The organism is Bacillus sp. JJ634 (assembly GCF_036962285.1).
Classification (GTDB): Bacteria; Bacillota; Bacilli; order Bacillales; family DSM-1321; genus Peribacillus; species Peribacillus asahii_A.
In genome coordinates, this window is the sequence record NZ_JBALMU010000062.1 from 1 (window position 1) to 19,464 (window position 19,464).

At 35.5% G+C, this 19,464-nt stretch carries 19 protein-coding genes, 1 tRNA gene and 3 pseudogenes; 11 read left to right on the top strand and 12 right to left on the bottom strand.

Annotation, left to right across the window (positions count from 1 at the left end; genetic code table 11):
• Positions 1 to 102: 102 nt before the first annotated feature.
• Positions 103 to 2,373 (bottom strand): UvrD-helicase domain-containing protein, encoded by a 2,271-nt coding sequence (locus V7068_RS10980; RefSeq protein ID WP_499712771.1) that lies wholly within the window; start codon positions 2,371 to 2,373, stop codon positions 103 to 105.
• 224 nt (positions 2,374 to 2,597) lie between these two features.
• Here V7068_RS10980 and V7068_RS10985 point away from each other — a divergent pair, with 224 nt between their 5' ends.
• A complete protein-coding gene (locus V7068_RS10985; protein WP_499712773.1) occupies positions 2,598 to 2,897 on the top strand; it encodes a hypothetical protein in 300 nt (99 codons plus the stop codon).
• Positions 2,898 to 2,943: 46 nt separating this feature from the next.
• Here the strand turns inward: V7068_RS10985 and V7068_RS10990 are convergent, their stop codons facing one another.
• From V7068_RS10990 to V7068_RS11010, 5 genes are all read right to left on the bottom strand, one after another.
• The gene (locus V7068_RS10990; RefSeq protein WP_127759418.1) at positions 2,944 to 3,432 is read right to left on the bottom strand and encodes a spore coat protein; all 489 of its coding nucleotides are present in this window, start codon (positions 3,430 to 3,432) and stop codon (positions 2,944 to 2,946) included.
• 85 nt (positions 3,433 to 3,517) lie between these two features.
• Positions 3,518 to 3,766 (bottom strand): hypothetical protein, encoded by a 249-nt coding sequence (locus V7068_RS10995; protein WP_499712774.1) that lies wholly within the window; start codon positions 3,764 to 3,766, stop codon positions 3,518 to 3,520.
• A gap of 324 nt (positions 3,767 to 4,090) precedes the next feature.
• Positions 4,091 to 4,525: a GNAT family N-acetyltransferase gene (locus V7068_RS11000; protein ID WP_499712776.1), complete on the bottom strand. Its 435-nt coding sequence runs from the start codon at positions 4,523 to 4,525 to the stop codon at positions 4,091 to 4,093.
• A 4-nt stretch (positions 4,526 to 4,529) separates the two neighbouring features.
• The gene (locus tag V7068_RS11005) at positions 4,530 to 5,045 is read right to left on the bottom strand and encodes a 2'-5' RNA ligase family protein (protein WP_499712777.1); all 516 of its coding nucleotides are present in this window, start codon (positions 5,043 to 5,045) and stop codon (positions 4,530 to 4,532) included.
• Between the two features lie 80 nt (positions 5,046 to 5,125).
• Entirely contained in the window at positions 5,126 to 5,848 is a 723-nt protein-coding gene (locus V7068_RS11010; protein ID WP_499712778.1) for an alpha/beta hydrolase, read from the bottom strand.
• A gap of 172 nt (positions 5,849 to 6,020) precedes the next feature.
• On the opposite strand from V7068_RS11010, the gene V7068_RS11015 reads away from it, so the two are divergent.
• Entirely contained in the window at positions 6,021 to 6,578 is a 558-nt protein-coding gene (locus V7068_RS11015) for a phosphatidylglycerophosphatase A family protein (protein ID WP_499712780.1), read from the top strand.
• Between the two features lie 156 nt (positions 6,579 to 6,734).
• Positions 6,735 to 6,807 (top strand) — tRNA-Val (locus tag V7068_RS11020).
• A 116-nt stretch (positions 6,808 to 6,923) separates the two neighbouring features.
• Here the strand turns inward: V7068_RS11020 and V7068_RS11025 are convergent.
• The 4 genes from V7068_RS11025 to V7068_RS11040 all read right to left on the bottom strand — a co-directional run bounded on the left by V7068_RS11025 (position 6,924) and on the right by V7068_RS11040 (position 10,624).
• A complete protein-coding gene (locus tag V7068_RS11025) occupies positions 6,924 to 8,036 on the bottom strand; it encodes a site-specific integrase (protein WP_499712781.1) in 1,113 nt (370 codons plus the stop codon).
• 141 nt (positions 8,037 to 8,177) lie between these two features.
• Entirely contained in the window at positions 8,178 to 8,363 is a 186-nt protein-coding gene (locus V7068_RS11030) for a helix-turn-helix domain-containing protein (protein WP_499712783.1), read from the bottom strand.
• 34 nt (positions 8,364 to 8,397) lie between these two features.
• A complete protein-coding gene (locus tag V7068_RS11035; RefSeq protein WP_499712784.1) occupies positions 8,398 to 9,849 on the bottom strand; it encodes an AICE element replication initiation protein in 1,452 nt (483 codons plus the stop codon).
• Positions 9,830 to 10,624, bottom strand: coding sequence for a bifunctional DNA primase/polymerase (locus V7068_RS11040; protein WP_499712786.1), 795 nt, complete (start codon positions 10,622 to 10,624; stop codon positions 9,830 to 9,832). Before V7068_RS11040 ends, V7068_RS11035 begins: the two co-directional genes overlap by 20 nt.
• Positions 10,625 to 10,927: 303 nt before the next feature.
• Here V7068_RS11040 and V7068_RS11045 point away from each other — a divergent pair.
• Positions 10,928 to 11,482 (top strand): annotated as a pseudogene (locus V7068_RS11045) (IS3 family transposase); the annotation flags it as partial.
• A gap of 29 nt (positions 11,483 to 11,511) precedes the next feature.
• Here V7068_RS11045 and V7068_RS11050 read toward each other — a convergent pair.
• Positions 11,512 to 12,082 (bottom strand): annotated as a pseudogene (locus V7068_RS11050) (IS3 family transposase); the annotation flags it as partial.
• 233 nt (positions 12,083 to 12,315) lie between these two features.
• Between V7068_RS11050 and V7068_RS11055 the strand changes: the two are divergent.
• Entirely contained in the window at positions 12,316 to 12,546 is a 231-nt protein-coding gene (locus V7068_RS11055) for a hypothetical protein (protein ID WP_499712787.1), read from the top strand.
• Positions 12,547 to 12,577: 31 nt separating this feature from the next.
• Here V7068_RS11055 and V7068_RS11060 read toward each other — a convergent pair whose 3' ends face one another.
• On the bottom strand, positions 12,578 to 12,703 hold the full coding sequence (locus V7068_RS11060) for a hypothetical protein (RefSeq protein WP_499712789.1): 126 nt from the start codon (positions 12,701 to 12,703) through the stop codon (positions 12,578 to 12,580).
• A 697-nt stretch (positions 12,704 to 13,400) separates the two neighbouring features.
• Between V7068_RS11060 and ltrA the strand changes: the two genes are divergently transcribed.
• The 6 genes and pseudogenes from ltrA to V7068_RS11090 form a co-directional block, all read left to right on the top strand.
• On the top strand, positions 13,401 to 14,732 hold the full coding sequence (ltrA, locus tag V7068_RS11065; protein WP_499712791.1) for a group II intron reverse transcriptase/maturase: 1,332 nt from the start codon (positions 13,401 to 13,403) through the stop codon (positions 14,730 to 14,732).
• Positions 14,733 to 14,965: 233 nt separating this feature from the next.
• Positions 14,966 to 15,115: a hypothetical protein gene (locus V7068_RS11070; RefSeq protein WP_499712792.1), complete on the top strand. Its 150-nt coding sequence runs from the start codon at positions 14,966 to 14,968 to the stop codon at positions 15,113 to 15,115.
• Positions 15,116 to 15,176: 61 nt separating this feature from the next.
• Entirely contained in the window at positions 15,177 to 17,000 is a 1,824-nt protein-coding gene (locus tag V7068_RS11075; RefSeq protein ID WP_499712793.1) for a hypothetical protein, read from the top strand.
• A gap of 480 nt (positions 17,001 to 17,480) precedes the next feature.
• Positions 17,481 to 18,215: a phospholipase D-like domain-containing protein gene (locus tag V7068_RS11080; RefSeq protein ID WP_499712794.1), complete on the top strand. Its 735-nt coding sequence runs from the start codon at positions 17,481 to 17,483 to the stop codon at positions 18,213 to 18,215.
• Between the two features lie 567 nt (positions 18,216 to 18,782).
• A complete protein-coding gene (locus V7068_RS11085) occupies positions 18,783 to 19,049 on the top strand; it encodes a hypothetical protein (protein WP_499712795.1) in 267 nt (88 codons plus the stop codon).
• A 14-nt stretch (positions 19,050 to 19,063) separates the two neighbouring features.
• A pseudogene (locus V7068_RS11090) lies at positions 19,064 to 19,464 on the top strand (hypothetical protein); the annotation flags it as partial.

The window sequence follows — 19,464 nt, forward strand, 5'->3', positions numbered from 1 at the left end:
TTTAGACTAACCTCATCAAAGGAACAAAGTCGGGGAAACAAGCAAAGGAAAGGGCTGTCCTAAGTCAGGATAACAGACTTGGGACAGCCCCCGTTTCACCGGTTAAATTTTTAAAAAGCGCGAAGGATAGGCTGTTTTACCGCGCCGAGTTTGAGGAACGGAGATGGATAACTGTTGTTTCGCCCGAGTTGCGGCAACATATAGTAACCTTCGTTCTTCCTCTAATGGAGCAAGCTCTCCTTTGCGATAGGCTTCAAGGGAGAAGTCGTGCGGTAAGCTGCCGTCCACAGCAGCTAATAAATACACCGATTCATATTCGAGCCCTTTCGCACGATGAATGGTCGTTAATTGAATCGCATCGATGTCTTGCCTCGACCATTGCTTCACTTCTTGAATCATCGCTGTCATATGGTCGACATGTTCTAGTAATGCTTCCACCGTATCGAAGCGTTTAGCGGCAACGCGTAAATCTCGAATATCATCAGAGCCCTTCTCAATGCCCGCTTCATTCCCGCGCTTCTTAATGAAATCTTGATAGCCTAAGTCCTTCTCGATGATTTCTAAGGCAGCAAGCGGGGATAAGTTCTTTAAACTGCGAATTTGAGCTGGAATCTTTTTTAATTTGCGTTCTTGAAAAGCATGTTTTGTTTTGACAAAGCCAAAAGCATCAATATAATCGCAGTCTTGAAGAATGGTTTGAGCTTTTAATTCCTGCAGCACGCTTTGCTTTAAAAAGAGTGCAGACAGTACCGCGCCTGCTGCTTTTGTATCATCTGGATTTACACTTAAACGTAAAAACGCTAAAATTCCGCGAATCACTCGCCGTTGATAAAAGGATTCTGCGTCTCTTTCAATGATAAAGGGGATGTTTGAAGCAGCGAGCCGTTCAAAAATGGCACGTGACATCGAATGCGTGCGATACAGAATGGCGAAGTCGCTAGGCCTTGCTCCTTTGGCGAGCTTCTCCTGGATATCCGTTAAAATCATTGTCGCTTCTGCTTCTTCATCATATGGATAAAATAAAATGGGAGCTGCACCGTTATTATGCTGGGCATGCATTGTTTTACTAAGGCGCTTCTGATTACGACTAATAATTCGATTCGCAGTCGAAACAATTTCGTGCGAAGAGCGGTAGTTTTCGGTTAATTTAATCGTTTTTGTTCCCGGGAAATCGTGGGCGAAGTTTAAAATATATTGCGGATCACTTCCACGGAATGAATAAATCGCTTGATCATCATCGCCGACGACGAAAACATTTTTTTCCAAAACAGAAAGGATTTTAATTAATTCATATTGAATTTTATTAATATCTTGAAATTCATCAATAAGAAAATAGCGAAATCGTTGTTGATATTTCAAAAGTAAGTCAGGATGATTTTGAAGGAATTGATAGCATCCGACAAGCATATCGTCGAAATCATAGTATCCGTTTTGCGCTTTATATTCCTCATATTTTTGATATAAAAATAAGCAAGATTTCTCCCAATCATCTTCGGCTCTCACGTCACGAGGGAAAACGAGTGAGTTTTTCCATAAGCCAATTTGACCGAGCGCTTGGTCATAGGCAAACTCTTTATCATCTAACTCAAGTTCTCGACCTGCTTGCTTCAAAATCTTTTCTTTCTCCCAGTCCCATTTAAGCAGTAAATCTCGTCGCCATTTTTGAGGTTCATGAAACAGTAGAATTTTATAAAAAATACTATGAAAGGTGCCGCTCACGATTTGGGAGACGAGGGAAGGACTCATGTTTGGATAGGTAAGTAAACGCTGTTGCATTTCTTTCGCTGACTTTGCTGTAAACGTAACGAGCATAATCGATCTTGGGTCAATTTGCTGCTCGATTAGCATATAAGCTGTACGCACTGTTAAAACGCGGGTTTTCCCACTGCCGGCACCAGATAAGACGAGAACGGGTCCATCTACAGTTGTAGCGGCCAGCAATTGTTCTTGATCGAGCTGTACACCTATTGTTTGTAAAGAATTCAAGTACGTACTATTAATGGTTGATTGTACGGAAGGCGTCTCCACAAAAGCGGGATTTTTTGAAATCGGCCGAGCTTTTAGAAAAGGAGCAGGCTCCACTTTTTCTTCTGTAATCGTTCTTGATGTCGGAAGCTTAAAACCATTCAGCTCCATACTACTTTCTGTTTTGGGAACACTTTTGGCCTCAACTACCGCTCCTGGACAGGGATTCGTTGTTCGTTGGTGATAAAAATAAGGCGGTTCATGGATACCTAAATAAAGTTTCACTTGTTCAAGGCAGGCGGGACAAACAAGTTCATTACGCTTTCCTTGATCAAATAAGGTTTGCAGCTGACTTGCTGAAATATATTGTAGGTTAATGAGTTCATCTCCTGATTTTGCTAGCTTCATTCTATATAAACCTCAAATCTTTTAAAAATATCCGTATATCTCATCATAGCAAAACATACTAGAAACAAAAAGACTAGATAAATCTAAGTTGCCGTTCTGGCATCAGCAAATCTAGTTGGCGGAACGATTTTTGACGTGTGAGACTGCGGGTTCACACGCTAAAGATCAACATTCTTATATCGGTGAATATATTAAACCATAATGAGAGGAAGAGGTGGAGTAAAATGGGTTATATTGCACCTGTCACACCCTATGATTATATTCAATATGCAAATCGTACTTTTGGAGCCGTTCGAAGAGATAAAGTGGTGAATCGTACTATTGCCGCTCCGCCGATAAAGCCTTATGTACGCGAAGAAATAGAAGGAGAGCACTTTATGAAGCACCAATGGAATCGTCAGCGGCATGACCGTCGTCAAAAGTACGAAAATTCTCTGTATGTAAATAGAGTCCATCCAAAAATGATTGAGAATACGAAAGCGAGAATTACTGGTAAAGGGCTGTATATTAATGAATTAATTTAGAAGCAAGGAAAAAGGACACATGATGTGTCCTTTTTTGTGGAGCAGCTTATAAAATGTCTAGTTCTACGATAAGAGCTAGCAATAATTGAAGAAGTAGTTGAATGTTTAGAGCAACTTGAGCGTCTGTTGTTGTGATATCGATGTCACGGCTATTTTCAACGATTGTTTTTTGGCGAGTGATTTGTCTTGTGCGAGAAGATTGGATTAAGTCTTGTGTGATGCGGTTTGCGTCGCTGCTGTCAGCAATAGAGATGCTTACGACAACAGCAATTGCAGCTTGTAGTGCAGCTTGAAGGGAAAGAGCAGCCTTTACATCTGTTGAAGTTACGTTTACATCGCAAGAATCTTTAATATAGATAAGCTCTTCAGAAACTTGAACTTGAGAATTTAGTTGTGCCGCTTCTTGTTCAATCACATTGTCATCATTATGGCAATCAAGTGGATGACGTGTATCACGATCTAATGCAGACCATCTTCTGTCGTCACAATGATCATTGTGATCTTGACAGCTGCTGCGAAATACATTTTGGTTCATATAGTTTTTCCTCCTTAGGTTTTATTCCTTACTAAAATATGCGGTACTAGTCAATCTGGTTGGACGAAAGCCACGATTTATTTAGCTATTTTTTATCCTTTATTTCATATGTGTTTGTTACTGGGTTTACATCCTTTTCAGTGACGCTCTTTTGACTGTTGATAAGAAGGTCAGCCTGTTTTTGTAAACTTTGGATGGTTGCCTTTAAATTTTCTTTTTCTCTTTCCGATAAATTCTGGCTGCCACGCTTTACTCCGTATTTGTTTAATGTTCTAGAAACGAGAAGCTCCATCAATCTCTTTTGTGATTCATCCAAATTGAAGTCATTATTCATTGGATCTTTCCCTCCTTACTTATGGTTCTTAAGTAGACTATGTACATTGGCGGAGATTGGTTTCAGACAGACGTGGATTTTTTAGGGGCATTTTGTTAAATAACGTTCGTTATGAATGTTTAGCAGAGCTGAGAGGTCTTTGTAAAGCAAAGAAAAAACCCGCTGATGATTCAGCGGGTTAGAGTGCTATAAAGTGAAACTTCCATCAGTGGGGGGCTTCATCCCACTGATGGTTAGTTGAACCAATCGGACCTTTACAGGCAGTTGTCCTCCATCTATCTTCTTTGTTTCCTCGTAAGCTTGAGGTGGGGGACTTACTGCCTGTTAAGTGTGGGGTAGATCTTTTATCATCGTTTTATGAGGAATATTTTGATCCATATATTCTTCAGAAATAGTATGATAACCGAGCTTTTCATAAAAGGGAATTGCGTGAACTTGGGAAGATAGCTTGATTTGCGATACATGACGCTCGGCGGCATCCTGTTCAATCGCTTTCATAATAAGAGCTCCTGAACCTTTGCCGCGGCCATTCGCAAGCACACAAATACGTTCCGCTTTCGCTATTTCATCGACGACGCGATAGCGGCCAGCCCCAATTGGTTGTTCTTGCTCATTGTATAGTACGAAATGAACGGCATCTTCCTCGAATTGATCGATTTCAGCTTCTGCCGGTACATGTTGTTCGTCAACGAATACCGTTCTTCTGACATAGTAGGCATCGTTACGTTCTTCGGGTGTTTTTACAATTTTTACAAACACTTACTTATTCAGCTCCTAATCGGAAAGTTTCGTATACGGTCCAAACACCGTCCTCTAATTGATACAGCAGGTGAATACGATCTACTTTTTCTTGGTGTTCTACATTTAAATTAGTTAGCTGCCCCATGACATCTAAATGTTCATCATTGGATAATTCTTGAGCAATTGTAACATGCGGACTGAATGCATACTCCACATCTGTTTTATGAGTGCCTTCACCATGAAGCGCTTGATGGAGCATATCTAGTTCTGGTGCAGGCTCTACTTTTAGATAAATCGTATTGTTAGCTGGTTGAAACGATTTTGCTTTTGTTACGTTAATTAAAAATGGCTGCACTTTACTTGCGGCTTGTTGTACACGACCTACAATCGTTGTCAGTTCTTCCTCAGTCGCTTCAAATGAGCTCTTGAGTGTAATATGCGGAGGAATAAAGGAATATTTCGTATCGTAACGTTTACGATAGGAGTTTGCGATATCCTGTAATTTTTTCGAAGGGAAAATAACAACACCATATTTCATAAATCGTAACCTCCAATATATTATTTTTAAGACTGATGATGAATGGTAAAAAGGCGTTTGGATTTATTTTACATGAATCATTAAAACATTTCCAACAATGCTCTTTTTAAATCTGCTTGCCAATACTTCCAAGTGTGTGTGCCTTTAAATTCTTCATAAAAATAAGGAAAGCCTTTTTGATTCAATAATTGATGCAGCTCTCGATTCGGTTCAATAAAATTCGCACGCTTTCCATCTGTCGTTGGCACATCGGTTTCTTCTGTCCCAATTACATGATACAGCTCTAACAGATGAGGCTCCTCGAAATTTTGTACAGCTTTCATAACCGTTTCGTCGACAAGGGGCGACTGCATAATGACTTTGCCAAACGTATGTGGATACTTCAATGCCGTTAATAAAGAAACCGTTCCCCCGAGTGAATCACCGATAAGCGCGCGACCGTATCCCATTTGATAAGTAGGAAACTCTTCATCTAAAAATGGAACAAGTTCATGTGCCAAGAAGCGAACATATGCCTCATGCTGCTCTCCATCTGGATGATATTTACGTCTGCGGTCAAAGCGATCTTGATAAGGGATTCCGACAATAATAATCTGTTCAATCTCATCATTGGATAAAAGCTCATCGGCTACGCGTCCAATTTTCCCCATTTGAAAATAATCGCGTCCGTCCTGTGCGATAACGAGCGTATACTTATATAATGGAGAGAAATTGAAAGGCAAGTAGACGAGCAGTTCGATTTCTTCCGATAATGCCTCGCTTTTGAATCTATATTCTTTAATCGTTCCTCGCTGTGTACTCATGTATCAGCACTCCTATAATGAAAAATAATCGACCAATGTACGTGGTTATTTTAGCATAAAAGAGCTTGTCATTTCTCGTTAAATGATTAAGAACCATGCTCAGAAAAAGTAAGGCAGTTCTCCATATAGTGATATAATGGAAGGGCATAACTCAAGTTGGGAGCGGAATAACATGACAGCAAAACGCGTACATAGTAGAGAAGTAACGAAAGCAGCAAGAGAGGCGTTATTAGAACGAGGGGTAAGCATTGAGGCGATTGCTGAAATTGTCTACGAAATGCAGATACCCTATAACCATGATTTAACATTAGCAAATTGTATAGATAGCGTGGAACGCGTGCTTTTAAAAAGAGAAATGCAGCATGCCATTCTCGTTGGCATTGAGCTGGATCGCCTGGCAGAACAAAAGAAATTATCGGAGCCGCTGCAATCGATTATTGAATCGGATGAAGGGTTATTCGGAGTGGATGAAACGCTTGCCTTTGGAGCAGCCCTTTCGTACGGGAGTATTGCCGTGACAACATTCGGCCATTTAGACAAAAAGAAATTAGGCCTTATTAAAGAGCTCGATACGAAAGCAGAAGGTAAGGTCCATACGTTCTTAGATGATTTAATCGGGAGCATTGCTGCTAACGCTGCCTCTAGACTCGCTCACCGCATTAGAGATGAGGAAGATGGCATATTGAAAGATGAAAAAGCGGGTAGTGCAGAAAAGGAATTAATCGGATAGAGGGAAGAAGCTGTTTGAAAGTTCTACTTTTAGACAGCCTTACCTTTTATAGTGACCAGTAATCTTGCCAATCGACTATTTAAGCGCATAGATAGAGTCCATTTAGTTGACTTTTGATTAATTGTTTATATAATAGAAGATAGATAGTATACATACGATCTGTTAGCTCAGTTGGGAGAGCATCACCTTGACAGGGTGGGGGTCGGGGGTTCAAGTCCCTCACAGGTCATCGTCTTATAAAGGATGAAACCCTTGGTGTATAAGGGTTTCTGAGGAAAATGCCACTTTTAATGAAGTGGTATTTTTTATTGGATTCGGTTCGTGGCAACACTGTGGCAACAATTATTATGACCCACCAAAAATAGTTTGATCAAGACGGTTAGAAGCATCATGCTGCATATTAGGAAGTAGATGTCCGTAAGTATCAATTGTCGTACTAATTTTACTGTGACCCAGTCTTTCAGCAATTAACTTCATCGGTTCGTTTTGAGCAATCATTAATGATGCATGAGTATGCCGTAAATCATGAAAACGAATGTGAGGTAATCCGGCCTTCTTTGTTAATGTTTGAAAAGTTCTTGTTAGGTTACGAGGGTGATAAGGAGCACCATTTCCAGCACAAATAACCAAATCTAGATTGCTATACTCTGAAGCAAAAAATTCCTTTTCACTGTCTTGTTGTTCTTTATGTTTGAGTAAAACTTTTTTAGTGCTGGGTGAGATTGTAACAGATCTTACGCTACTCTTGGTCTTTGCGCCTTTTTTGAGTGTTTTCCCATCTTGTTCTAGGGTTTGATTTACGTACAACACTTGTTTTTCTAAGTCCACATCTTTCCACCGTAACCCAAGTATTTCACCTTTGCGTAAACCAGTCATAATGGCTAAGTGGAAGGCACAATACAATCGGTAATCCTTTGAGGATTTCAAAAAATGTTGAATTTGCTCGACGGTCCATATTTTCATTTCTTTTGGCACTACTTTAGGTTTTTCTACTTTAGCTGCAGGATTACTAGATAGATCACCAAGTTTTACCGCTTCATTAAGACATACATTTACAATATTAAAGGTTCTTTTTATCGTTTCGTCTGCTAGTCCTGCTTCGTGCATTCCTGCGATAAACTTTTGAATATGCTGTGGCTTCATTTTAGACAATAAAATGTTACCTAATGATGGTAAAATATAATTTTTAATACTTCCTTTATATAGTGAGATTGTGTTATTACTTAAGGTCATTTTTTTTATAGAAAGCCAAGTTTCTATATATTGCTTGAATGGTACGTTTTTGGATTCGATATACGATCCTTCATGAAATTGAACTTCTAGTTTTCTCAATGCTTCAGTTGCTTCTTTTTTAGTTTGAAAACCTCGTTTTCGTTTTTGTTTTCTTTTCCCACTATCATCGTAAAAATTGAAAACATAGTACCACGTTTTATGTGAGTCATCTCTATAAACAGGCATATTTTAACTCCTCCTAAATTGTTCACCCCTTTTCCAATTTTGTTACCGATATTTTTATAGTACAACAGAAAACTATCTATTGGAATAGGGGTGTGTATAAGCAATTGAATATATGGATTTAATTTTCTTGTAATTCTTAATCTATGATTTTTCTCCATCAAGCCAACGAATGAAAACAGCTTTAGAAATTTTAATTCTCTTACCAATTCGCACAGTATGAAACTCGTTTGAGGCTATAAGTTGATAGGCTTGAGTTCTTCCGATATTTAATATTTCTTGAATTTGCTTCACATCGAGAATTTCCGGATAATTTTTTAAATTTTTCATAATTAAGGATCAACCCCTCTGGTAAAATTTAAAACTATTTATCAAAAGTGTCATAACCGTCATTGCTGTCACAAGTTAAAATGATTTTTCTTTCTTTTGAAGTTCTATGGTACGAAATATTAGTGCCAAATGAACCTAACAAGGCTTCGGATCTTTCTAGTAGATTTTTTATTTTATTTGGAGCGGGAATATTAACTCTTGATTGAATACCGAAATCTTTTATTGATTGCTCAATAAGTAACTTGTATAAATCGGTAGGAGTAACCTCAAGGTAGTTGCCTTTTTCTTTTATAATAGAAATTATTAAACGTGGAAAAAGATTTGCCTCAAGTGCATTTTCATTTTTTGTTACTAGATTTTTTTTAAGAATCTTTTGAAATGTACCCTTAGATATATTAAGGGCTGGTTCAATGGAATATATCCAACTTTCAAAATCTACAAGTCTTGTAGCATATTTATTAAATTCATTCTCCTTTTTATTACGGAGAGCAAATGATAATAAATCAAAAATTGCTCCCAAAATATAAGGATGATAAGCTGTAAGTAGATTATTTAGAGAGTTTAAGCTCTTATATGTGTTAAGGTTTCTTCTTTCAAGTCTTATAAATAGACAGCGACTTAAAAAATCTTCTCTCCCAATGTACTCAATGCTATTTATTAAAATTGGTTTAGTTAAACTTATATAAAATTGTTCAAAATCCTCAAAGAGCTTTCTTTTTGAGAGACTAGAACCAGTTGTTAATTTGCAAAGCCAATCCGATTTTTCTCTACTAAGATTTGATATATTGTCAAAAGCTAAAAGGTGTTGTGAATTCGCACTCATTAACATATCGTCCTCTTTTGATGAAATAGAAAGGGAGTCAATCTTAGATGGATCTATAATTTTTTTTATAAACTTTGTGAGTGTGGATTTACCACTCCCTTCGCTTCCTTGTAAATATAGAATTGGATAACTGGAAGGGGGCATAAAGGTTCCAAGTATAAATGCTACTAGCATATAAAAATCCTCATATTCCATGTTCAATATTTCGTTTAATTGCTCAATTGTCCCGCCTTTTAAAGGAGCAGGGAGAGGTTGCATAACCTTACTTCTATTAAAGACAATTGGTGTAGTATCAACTAAAGTCCAACCTTGACTATTTATTTTTACAAATGGTGCTTTTGAATTGTTTAAATCGATATAAATTTCATTATCTAAATGAGCAATTCTTGTATATACCTTTGTTTGTTTGGTGATTTTGATAAGTTGAATAGCATCCAAGTTTTCTACACACTCCTTAATAACATGACTTGATACAAATCTTTGAGTTTTTTGTAAAAATATCATCCTCAGATAGTCAAAGAATTCCTTACTGCGTAATGGGTAAAGTGCTTTTTTATTCTTTTTACTGTAAAAATATACTTGATTGTCTACTGTTTTAACAAAATCAAAGTTATCTAGAGCTAACTGGTATGAGATACTTATATCACTTTCTTTCTTTTGCATAATAAAAGTTCCCTCCTAGTTCTTTTTCAACTTTTAAGATGAAATATTCACCATTTCCTTTTCCGCATCCAGAAAAACAAATCCATGCCCCATTTTTATTGAAAGCAAACGAATTATGATTATCATCGTGAAAGGGACAAGAACTACTAAACCAATTGTGATTAGTGGGCTTGATGTTCCTTACAAAATGAGAAAAAGTATCATACCAGCTATTGTGATGGATTGTATGGGAAATAGTCATTGTTTTCTTTTGTTTTATGAATGAATTTTTTTCATTTAGTAACTTTAGTAACCATTTTGGTGGATTAGCAATAGGAAAATCCTTAGGTTTTTTTATAAAACAATAGCGTTCTCCACTTTTGTGAAAGGAAGGAGGAGCAACGACAAATTTTCCATCGCTTTGTATATCGACACCGTTAAATAATTTGCATGATTTTACATTTTGGGTATTTTTGAAATAAAAGTGATATCCTCTGTTTGTCTTAACCGTCCATGTATCATTAAACTCTCCAAAACTTGTCAATGTTTGTAGGGCTTCAACTGAGTCTACATCAACTACAAAAATACCGCTGTTTAATCCAGTCAATATTCCAAGATTAATATTTTCAAAATAGATACTGTTTGAATCCTCGTGAATTCCGTTTAGAATTTCTTCTTTTTTTATTAATCGACTGGGCCAATTTTTTACCAAAGGGATTTTCCCTCTATTTTGTACAGGTATTGTATGCATCCCGTATTTTAAATAATTTAGTGCATGTAACTGAATAGTGTTCATATATTCTCCTTTCTATTTGTATATAACAAAAGGACCCGAGAAACACACACTTATAGTGCATGATTCTCGGGTCCTTCCCGTTATATAAAGGATATTAAATTTTGAAAAATTTCTAATAGTACTTAATTTAAATAAAAAATATCATGAAGTATTATTGAATGTCAACAATTTTTAAAAGATAATATTAATTTCTTTGAGATACTATAAGAGATTAACTTGAATTACTAATAAAATGGATAGGCTACACTTAGTTGGACAGAATTTTTAAGGTCAAGTAGACTACAGATCATACATTTGAGGAGAATCTACATGACTAAGAGAGAACGCCGAACATTTACGGAAGATTTCAAACAACAGATGGTGCAGTTGTACCAAAATGGGAAACTGAGAAAAGAGATTATTCGTGAGTATGACCTTACGCCTTCTTCTTTAGATAAGTGGGTGAGTCAGAGTCAGAGTCAGAACTCGGGTTCTTTTAAGGAAAAAGACAATCTAACGGAGGAACAAAAAGAACTAATCGAACTCCGAAAGCGAAATAAGCAATTAGAAATGGAGAATGATATTTTAAAGCAAGCCGCGCTGATACTAGGACGAAAGTAAATGTGATCCAGAATAATCAACATAAATACTCGATATCAGCAATGTGTAAAGTCCTACAAATCCCTAGAAGCACCTATTATTATGAAGCAAAAGAAAGAGCGACAGAGGATGACATTACATCCAATGTGATCGATGTATTTCAGGCAAGCCGTCAAAATTACGGGACACGTAAAATCAAGGTAGAACTAAAAAAAACGTGGCCTCATCGTTTCTAGACGAAGAATTGGACGCATTATGCAAGAGCAGGGCCTGGTTTCGACAGGAATAGGTGGTATGTCAACACTAAACTAGACAACTTTTTTAAGGTGTTCAAGTTTATAATCAATCGGACTTACATACCCAAGTGTTCCATGAATTCGTATGTGATTAAACCAGTGGACATAGCCCTGTAATTCCCTTGTTAATTCTTCTAAACTAGTAAAATGTTGACCTTTCACAAACCCTGTTTTGATGATTTTAAACGTTGCCTCAGCCACCGCATTGTCATATGGGCAGCCCTTCATGCTCAAAGATCGTTGAATCTGAAACGTCTCTAAAGCATCGTCAATCAATTTATTTTTGAACTCATTTCCACGATCCGTATGGAAAAGCTGGATTTTACGAAGGTCGACCTTAATGGAGGCAAATGCACGATAAACGAGTAAGGCATCTTTGTTTGGGCCTGTACTGAAGCCTACAATTTCTCGATTAAAGAGATCCACAAATAACACATACGTAATGCCATTTTTGATTGACTCTCACGTACGTTAAATCGCTTACAACCACCGTCATTTCTTCCACCTGATCGAACGCACGGTTTAGTTCATTCTTCTGTTCTGATTCATTACATGATTTTGTATGTGGCTTAAATTGCGCTAGGATTCCTATAAGTTCTTTCTAGAAGAGTTAAACGTCTACTGGATTATTACTCTATACTCTCCATTAAAACAAGACCAGGCGTTGCAAGCTGTTTTAGAAGGTAGTATTCTTAAGGAAGAAGATGGAATCATTCTAAACACATTAGACTTGTATAATCTATTAGAGTCCCATTGCAAGATTATAAGTCAAAACATGAAGGTGAACTCCTAATATCACGAAAGGTTGTGAAAGCTATGGAACAAGTAAATAAACCAGGTGGTTATAAGGTAGGTTCAGATAGACAATCAGGTGTTAATACTATTAAAGGTGATCCAAAATCACTGGTAAGTAAATATGACTCAATGAGTAGTTCACTAGAGTGTACTATTCTTATAAGAAGACAAGAACGGAAAGCTAAAAGAGAGCGAAGTAAGAATAGAACCGCTCGATTCGAAGAAAAACTAAAGCAATTAGCAGAAGTATAAATGTTAGAAAGCCCATGAGAATGGGCTTTTTTTAATATTCCTTTAGTTTTTTCTGAAAATCTGTGGTCCTTTTTTTGGATAACTTTCTTTTTTTTTCTCTCTCTTTTCTTTTAAGTTCTAATTTATCCTTAATTGTAGGTGATTTACCTTTATCCATGCTCAGTTCCTCCTTTATACATCCTATTAGTCTTTGAAAATAAATAGACTAAATTTAGATGTTAGATAACATATATATTATTTTTGCTTTGGTGAGTACGTTAGTGTGGATTTAAAATAAAATTCGATAATTTATTAAAAAGTCTGATCATTTATAATAAAGATTGATAATTTGTAAAAAAGTTTGATAAAAAGATCTATTTTGTAGAGTATTTCTTTGTTCAACAATCGGGCGCTTGTGCGGCTGAGCATAGGTCGTATCATATAACGGGTGGGATTCCCGTCGAGTAAGAACTAGCCATTCGCTCGTAGCGAGTCTTGGAGGGCTAAAGGTAACTTTAGTCTTTAAGCGTAGACAGTTAGGTGGCGGGCCGAAAGCCAAATGGTTGAAGGGATTGAGCTCCATAATGATTGTAGTTTGAGAAGGCTGATGCTTTAAGCGCTGCAGAAAGCTACATTTTATCTTTCGGTAAAGGCAAGAAGGATAAAACCTCTCTGGAGTCATAGACCTTGGCACGTCATACATTGATATGATATGGCAACTTAGGAGACCCTACCGGTCTTTTCTTTTTTTCAGAAGAGTATGGTGTACAAGCGATAAAAGGCAAGGAAACCAAATGCCGTTGTAGGAAAGGCTGCTACCTAGTTATCACCCTTACTAGAGACACATTTACTACACACAGAGGTAGGTATATTAAATGGAAACAAAACTACTAAGGATAGCAGAATTAGCAAAGTCTGATTCCAAAATAAAATTTACAACTCTTGCACATCTATTAAATAAGCAAGCACTAGCTCAATGTCATCATGAACTACCCGATAGGAAAGCAACAGGGATTAACGGTACAACTAAAGACCAATACGGTGAAAATTTAGAAGAAAATATAGAGGAATTAGTAAGTAGGCTTAAAAGCAAAAGTTATCGCCCTGTTCCAGTAAAGAGAATGTATATTCCAAAGCTCAATTCAAACAAGAAAAGACCATTAGGAATACCGGAACACGAAGACAAGATTGTTCAAAAAGGCATTACAAAGATACTAAACACCATCTATGAAAATGATTTTTTAGACTGTTCCTTTGGGTTTCGTCCTAAACGTAGTTGCCATGATGCTTTGAAAATACTGAATTTTTATATCGAAAAGAGATTAGTAAACTATGTAGTGGATGTCGATATTAAAGGATTCTTTGACACCGTTGACCACAAATGGATGATGGAGTTCTTAAAACTGCGAATTACTGACCCTAGCCTTCTAAGAATAATTAATAGGTTTCTTAAAGGTGGATATATGGAGGAAGGGAAGAAATACACAACAGATAATGGCACACCACAAGGTGGAGTAATATCTTCAGTATTAGCCAATGTATATCTCCATTATGTCCTCGACTTATGGTTTGAGAAAAGGGTCAAGAAACACTGCAAGGGACAAGCTTATATTGTAAGATACGCAGATGATTTCGTGTGCTGTTTTCAATATAGGAGCGAAGCTCAGGAATTCTTCCAATCATTAAAATGTAGATTAAAGAAATTTAAATTGGGAATTGCCGAGGATAAGACCAAAATAATTCCCTTCGGGCGGTTTGCGGAAAAAGATGCAAAGCAAAAGGGAAATAGTAAACCTGCAACTTTTGATTTCTTAGGTTTTACTCACTATTGCGGTAAAAGTAAACAAGGGAAATTTCGGGTGAAACGGAAATCGAGTCGGAAGAAAGTCCAAGGTAAATTAAAAGAATCTAAAGAATGGCTAAAGAAGAATAGAAATAAGAAGGATATTCATATAATCATGGACAGATTTAGATGCTCGCTTATTGGTTACTGCAACTATTATTGCATCACTGATAATATCCTAAATGTCAGTAACTTTAAGTGCAAAATCGAGAACTTACTGTTTAAATGGCTCAATAGAAGAAGTCAAAGGAAATCCTTTACATGGGATAAATTCAGACTGTTTCTTGATAAATGTCCACTACCTTCACCAAGAATTAAAGTGAATATATATGATTTAAGAAAAGAGATTAGCTACATTCTGTGAATGATGACTAGGAGGAGCCGTGTGCATTAATAGTGCAAGCACGGTTCTGTGTGTTTCATGATAATAAAGTTATTTAAATCATAATAAAGTCGTTTAAAAAATAATAAAGTCATTTAAAATTAAAATGTCGATTATGTTATTCCGCAATCGGGCCATATTGTTTAGGAATGTTAATAGATATTATAAAGAAGTACAATTAAACTAAGGGTACGAATAAAGGTGTAGATATTGAGTTGAAGTATAAGGATGGTTGGACAGCTACTCAAAGAGCAGAAGCTGATGCCAAAGTTAAAGCTCTAACAGAGGATCAAACCATTAAAACTCCTTCTGGTAACTCTTTTTATGTATCGGGCCAAGTATTTACATACTATTCAATTGTATAGATTCAAGAAACCCACCTACCCAAAATATGGTACTATTATTTGTGTATTGGACAGGAAAGGAATGAGAACAATTAATAGGATTCAAAGAATTAAAATAGAAAATGTAAAGGGGAAAGGTTCATATGAATTAAAATTTAATGAATTACATGCAAATTTCCCTAATTTATTTGTTGCCCCTAATGGATTTGGAAAAAGCACGATTGCTACGACTTTTAAAGCATTAAAATCCAATAAAATTGAATTGGATAAGGAAGATTTATTTGAAGGTGACATTAAAAACCTTCCCTCATTAGAATTAGAACTTGTATTAGACAGTGTTGGCAATACAACACTTGTAGCTGATACAACCAAAAATGAAATAAGTAAGTCTATGAATACATATGTGATAAATAATCCAATATATGCAAAAAGTACTTCTCGTAGTTTTGGAAAGTTTTCTTCACAATCAGCTAAATTGGATGTGGAGGACTTAGTTTTTTTTGATAGTATTCCTCAAAAAGTAGAAATACCGTACAGACTAAAAGATATTAAGGATAAGTACGGTGAAAAAGGAAAAGTATTTGCCAACATATCCGATGTATTTAAGAGTTTAAAAAATCTGGATTTACTTTGCATTAACTACGAACTCCTTGATAAGTGTGCAACTCAAAGAAGACCTGAAACTTCCATTAACAAGTTCATTGAAGAGATGGCGGAAAGTGGTTCATTAAAACACATCAAAGATAGTATTACAAATGAAAATTTGAGATTACTTAAAGATAATCCTTTAATTTCAGACTTACTACAGGTTGTAAAGGACTTAGAAAACCTGCCTTTTGAAAATACAAATGAAATTGATTTATCGTTAACCGCTATCCAAATTATTGAGGTAATAAAAATAGTTAAAAACGATATAAAAAAAGCTAAAACGTATTTAGAGTATGTAGAATACCGAAATGATTTAGATTATAAATTAAACATGTTTAATACCACAGGTAGGAACATTAAAACTAAAGTATCAAAAGGTAAATTAGTTGTTGAATTTTTAGCTGCTAATCAAATGTCAAACGGGGAGAGAGATGTATTAAGCTTTATTTCAAATCTTTCAAAATTCAAGGTGAAATTTACGAAGAATATAGGAATTCTAATTATAGATGAAATTTTTGACTATCTTGACGGTTCGAACATGTTAATAGTTCAATACTATTTATCACAGATGATTCAGGAATGTAGAGATATGGGTAAAGTTTTGTTTCCTATAATTTTAACGCATTTAGACCCTATACTCTTTAACAACTATTACTTTAATAAAACTAAAATTCATTATTTAAAAAGTTACTCTTATACTGAAGATAATACTATGGTAGATTTACTGAAGATAAGAAGCAATAAATCACGCTATCCAGCATTAGCAGAAAACCTAGAGAAATATTACCTACATTTTCATCCTGGAGGCTTTCAATTTGCTGATGGAGATAAACCGCTAATTAATGATAGCAATTATCATGATTCTTCACTTTTTTATGAGATGATACATTACGAGATAGACACATTTCTAAATGACCAAAAATATGATCCGTTAAAAATAATATGTGCAATAAGAGTTAAGATTGAAAAAATCGTATACAATTGGCTTGAAACCGAGGAACAAAAGGCTGAATTTATTGGGTTGCATTCCACAATACGGAAGCTTAACTATGCTGTTGAACAAGATGTCGAAGTACCTGAAGATTTTTTCTTACTTCAACCATTATATAATGATGCTCTACACTTAACCGAAAACGCTAATGCAACTAAAAATAAGATTCAAAGTGTATGCTTGAAGTTAGATAATGCAGTTGTTAAAAGGATTGTTGGTAATATCCAAAATACTGAAGGTAGTAACTTGGTTTTAGCCCCTGCTTGATAAATGGTCACCATAATAGGTGGCTTTTTATTTTTGTTTCGTTGTCTATCGTATCATCTTTTATTAACCAACCATTTTCTCACTTTCCGTTAGGTCGATCGACCTCGTCGATTCGACTGCAATAAAAATTATTAGACACAAAAAAAGGAAATAACCCGTTAAGGCTATCCCTCCTTCCTTCTTATATCGTATGTTCTCCGTTAGAATCCTGACGGTACACAATCCCTTGTGCCAATGTTCTTTAATTTACATAGAATCCAGTTTTCTTATACTTGGATAAAGCTTCCCTTGTATCATCCACAATGAAGAAACATAGATACTGTATATATTGAAAATAAAAAATCACCTTATACATTATTCTTCACCCTCAATAGGAAAGGAAAGAAAAGAAACTCATAAGAATTGCCATGCGTCGCTGCTTTATACATATCTGTGGTATATTATGGTTATCAATATTAGAAGATTAAGGGGGGTATATAAATGAACGAAGAACAATTTTTGAGAACAATGGTAGAAACGGTGAAATTCGGAAAGTATGTAAACAAAAATGAATTACTTACACTTTTAAGAAATTCAGAAATTGACTTTGATAAAACTGGTGTTTTCGCAAATAAATATCGGCATTTTGAGGAGTATATTGATTTAAGAGTCCCTGTGCCTATGTTGGAACAGGCTGAATTTTTAAGAGATGAATTAGAAACATTGACAGCATTAGTATATAGGTCACCAGGAAATTATGAATATGCAGGATTAAACATCAAGCCCAAACCAGTAGAACTTGATAACATTTCTCCACAGGTTGAACATGATGTTGTTTTTGAAGAAATAAAAGAAAAAATAATTCAAGGGATTCGAGGGGCTAAATATACTATATGGGTAGCGGTAGCTTGGTTTACCGATATAGATATATATAGAGAATTGATACTAAGAAAAATTGACGGTGTAAATGTACGAATAATTACCTCAGATGAACCAACAAACCAAACTTTATTAGCAGATTTTGAACGTAATTTTGAACTTGTAAAAGTACCGAAAAAAGGGTATAACAGACTTCACAATAAATTCTGTATAATTGATTTAGAGTATGTAATGCATGGTTCTTATAATTGGAGTAAAACAGCACCAAACAATGATGAAACTTGGGCAACTGCACTCGACCGAGATTTTGTTAGGAAGTTTGCAGATGAATTTATGGAGTTATTCGTTAATAACTAAAATAAAGGATTCTAGTCTAAAAGGTTAGAGTCTTTTTTATTACATAGAAAAAACGCTTCAGGATAACACAAACATCTCCACTAAATGATGTACACTATTTGTCCATACTATACACCGATAATTTATCATACCATTTGTTAGAAATCTCTTTGTATCAAGACTTAGCGGTTAGCGAGTGGGTCAAATTTAATCCAACCTAGTAATTGTTTCGCCAAAGTAATATCAAAAGTAAATAGATGTAAACAGAGTTGACTTATAGGGAATACGTCTATCAATCAAGTGGTTGAAAGGATGGCATTTCGGTGGAGGTAGTTGCCAAATAGCTGAAGAAGGCAACAAGATAGATGACATTGAATAAGGTTCTTCAACTAGTAGGTATATTCTATTATCGATATTGAACAATCGGGCGCGTTTATTTAGGAACGCGTCTTTTTCTTTTAAAGGGCCAGATTGTAGAGCAACTTTACTAAGGAATATGATACTCTAAAGACAGAAGTGAATAAATGAAATAGAAAATTAAACGGATTCTTTAAGGGGAAGTTGATAGGGTGGTAAGGCTCGGTTTATATGTGTTTAGTCCGTTATTATCTTATATTGGTGGCTTTTTGGCATATACTAAAAATACGCAATGTTGTTAAAGAGTTTTTAAATATTACTCCAAAAGATTTAAGGATAGCAGCATTACAGTTTTGTGCAGCAAATTTTGGAGCAGAGTATATAAATAATTGTCTGGGCTTATCGATAACACAGGCAGAGAGCTATTCTAAAATTGGTGAGGAATTACTTGATTATATTGCTGAAGCAAGTTTAGAAGAAAAGTTAGATTTTGAATAAGGAGTGAAAATACTATGTCTAGTACATATTTTTTCTCAAATATTGAAGTTAATGAAAGTAATGAATCATTTTTAACAAAACTCGAACAATACGCTGAAGAGAAATCAATTCCAACGTATATTATACAAAGTCCATTGGCTGAAAAGAAATATACATACTCTTTCTCATCAGGAATGATTGTTTTGATACCAAATCATCAAATTATTATTGTAAATAATAACGGGGAAGTTGATGAATTTGATGATTATCATGAAGATTTCTATGAAGATTTAGGACATCTTGCAGATAGATATGAATATAAAAAGATTTTAGGCAGACCAAGAAAATGGAAAACCGATCTTTTAGCAACTATAGATATTCCAGATATAGAAATGGAAATAGAGGAATTTCTGGAAGATTTTGAAGTTGAAGATGA

Excerpts from the sequence above, each read along its gene's own strand:
- V7068_RS10980 (WP_499712771.1), bottom strand. The coding sequence starts at position 2,373 with ATGAAGCTAGCAAAATCAGGAGATGAACTCATTAACCTACAATATATT.
- V7068_RS10985 (WP_499712773.1), top strand. The coding sequence starts at position 2,598 with ATGGGTTATATTGCACCTGTCACACCCTATGATTATATTCAATATGCA.
- V7068_RS10990 (WP_127759418.1), bottom strand. The coding sequence starts at position 3,432 with ATGAACCAAAATGTATTTCGCAGCAGCTGTCAAGATCACAATGATCAT.
- V7068_RS10995 (WP_499712774.1), bottom strand. The coding sequence starts at position 3,766 with ATGAATAATGACTTCAATTTGGATGAATCACAAAAGAGATTGATGGAG.
- V7068_RS11005 (WP_499712777.1), bottom strand. The coding sequence starts at position 5,045 with ATGAAATATGGTGTTGTTATTTTCCCTTCGAAAAAATTACAGGATATC.
- V7068_RS11010 (WP_499712778.1), bottom strand. The coding sequence starts at position 5,848 with ATGAGTACACAGCGAGGAACGATTAAAGAATATAGATTCAAAAGCGAG.
- V7068_RS11015 (WP_499712780.1), top strand. The coding sequence starts at position 6,021 with ATGACAGCAAAACGCGTACATAGTAGAGAAGTAACGAAAGCAGCAAGA.
- V7068_RS11025 (WP_499712781.1), bottom strand. The coding sequence starts at position 8,036 with ATGCCTGTTTATAGAGATGACTCACATAAAACGTGGTACTATGTTTTC.
- V7068_RS11030 (WP_499712783.1), bottom strand. The coding sequence starts at position 8,363 with ATGAAAAATTTAAAAAATTATCCGGAAATTCTCGATGTGAAGCAAATT.
- V7068_RS11035 (WP_499712784.1), bottom strand. The coding sequence starts at position 9,849 with ATGCAAAAGAAAGAAAGTGATATAAGTATCTCATACCAGTTAGCTCTA.
- V7068_RS11040 (WP_499712786.1), bottom strand. The coding sequence starts at position 10,624 with ATGAACACTATTCAGTTACATGCACTAAATTATTTAAAATACGGGATG.
- V7068_RS11055 (WP_499712787.1), top strand. The coding sequence starts at position 12,316 with ATGGAACAAGTAAATAAACCAGGTGGTTATAAGGTAGGTTCAGATAGA.
- V7068_RS11060 (WP_499712789.1), bottom strand. The coding sequence starts at position 12,703 with ATGGATAAAGGTAAATCACCTACAATTAAGGATAAATTAGAACTTAAA.
- ltrA (WP_499712791.1), top strand. The coding sequence starts at position 13,401 with ATGGAAACAAAACTACTAAGGATAGCAGAATTAGCAAAGTCTGATTCC.
- V7068_RS11075 (WP_499712793.1), top strand. The coding sequence starts at position 15,177 with ATGAGAACAATTAATAGGATTCAAAGAATTAAAATAGAAAATGTAAAG.
- V7068_RS11080 (WP_499712794.1), top strand. The coding sequence starts at position 17,481 with ATGAACGAAGAACAATTTTTGAGAACAATGGTAGAAACGGTGAAATTC.
- V7068_RS11085 (WP_499712795.1), top strand. The coding sequence starts at position 18,783 with ATGTGTTTAGTCCGTTATTATCTTATATTGGTGGCTTTTTGGCATATA.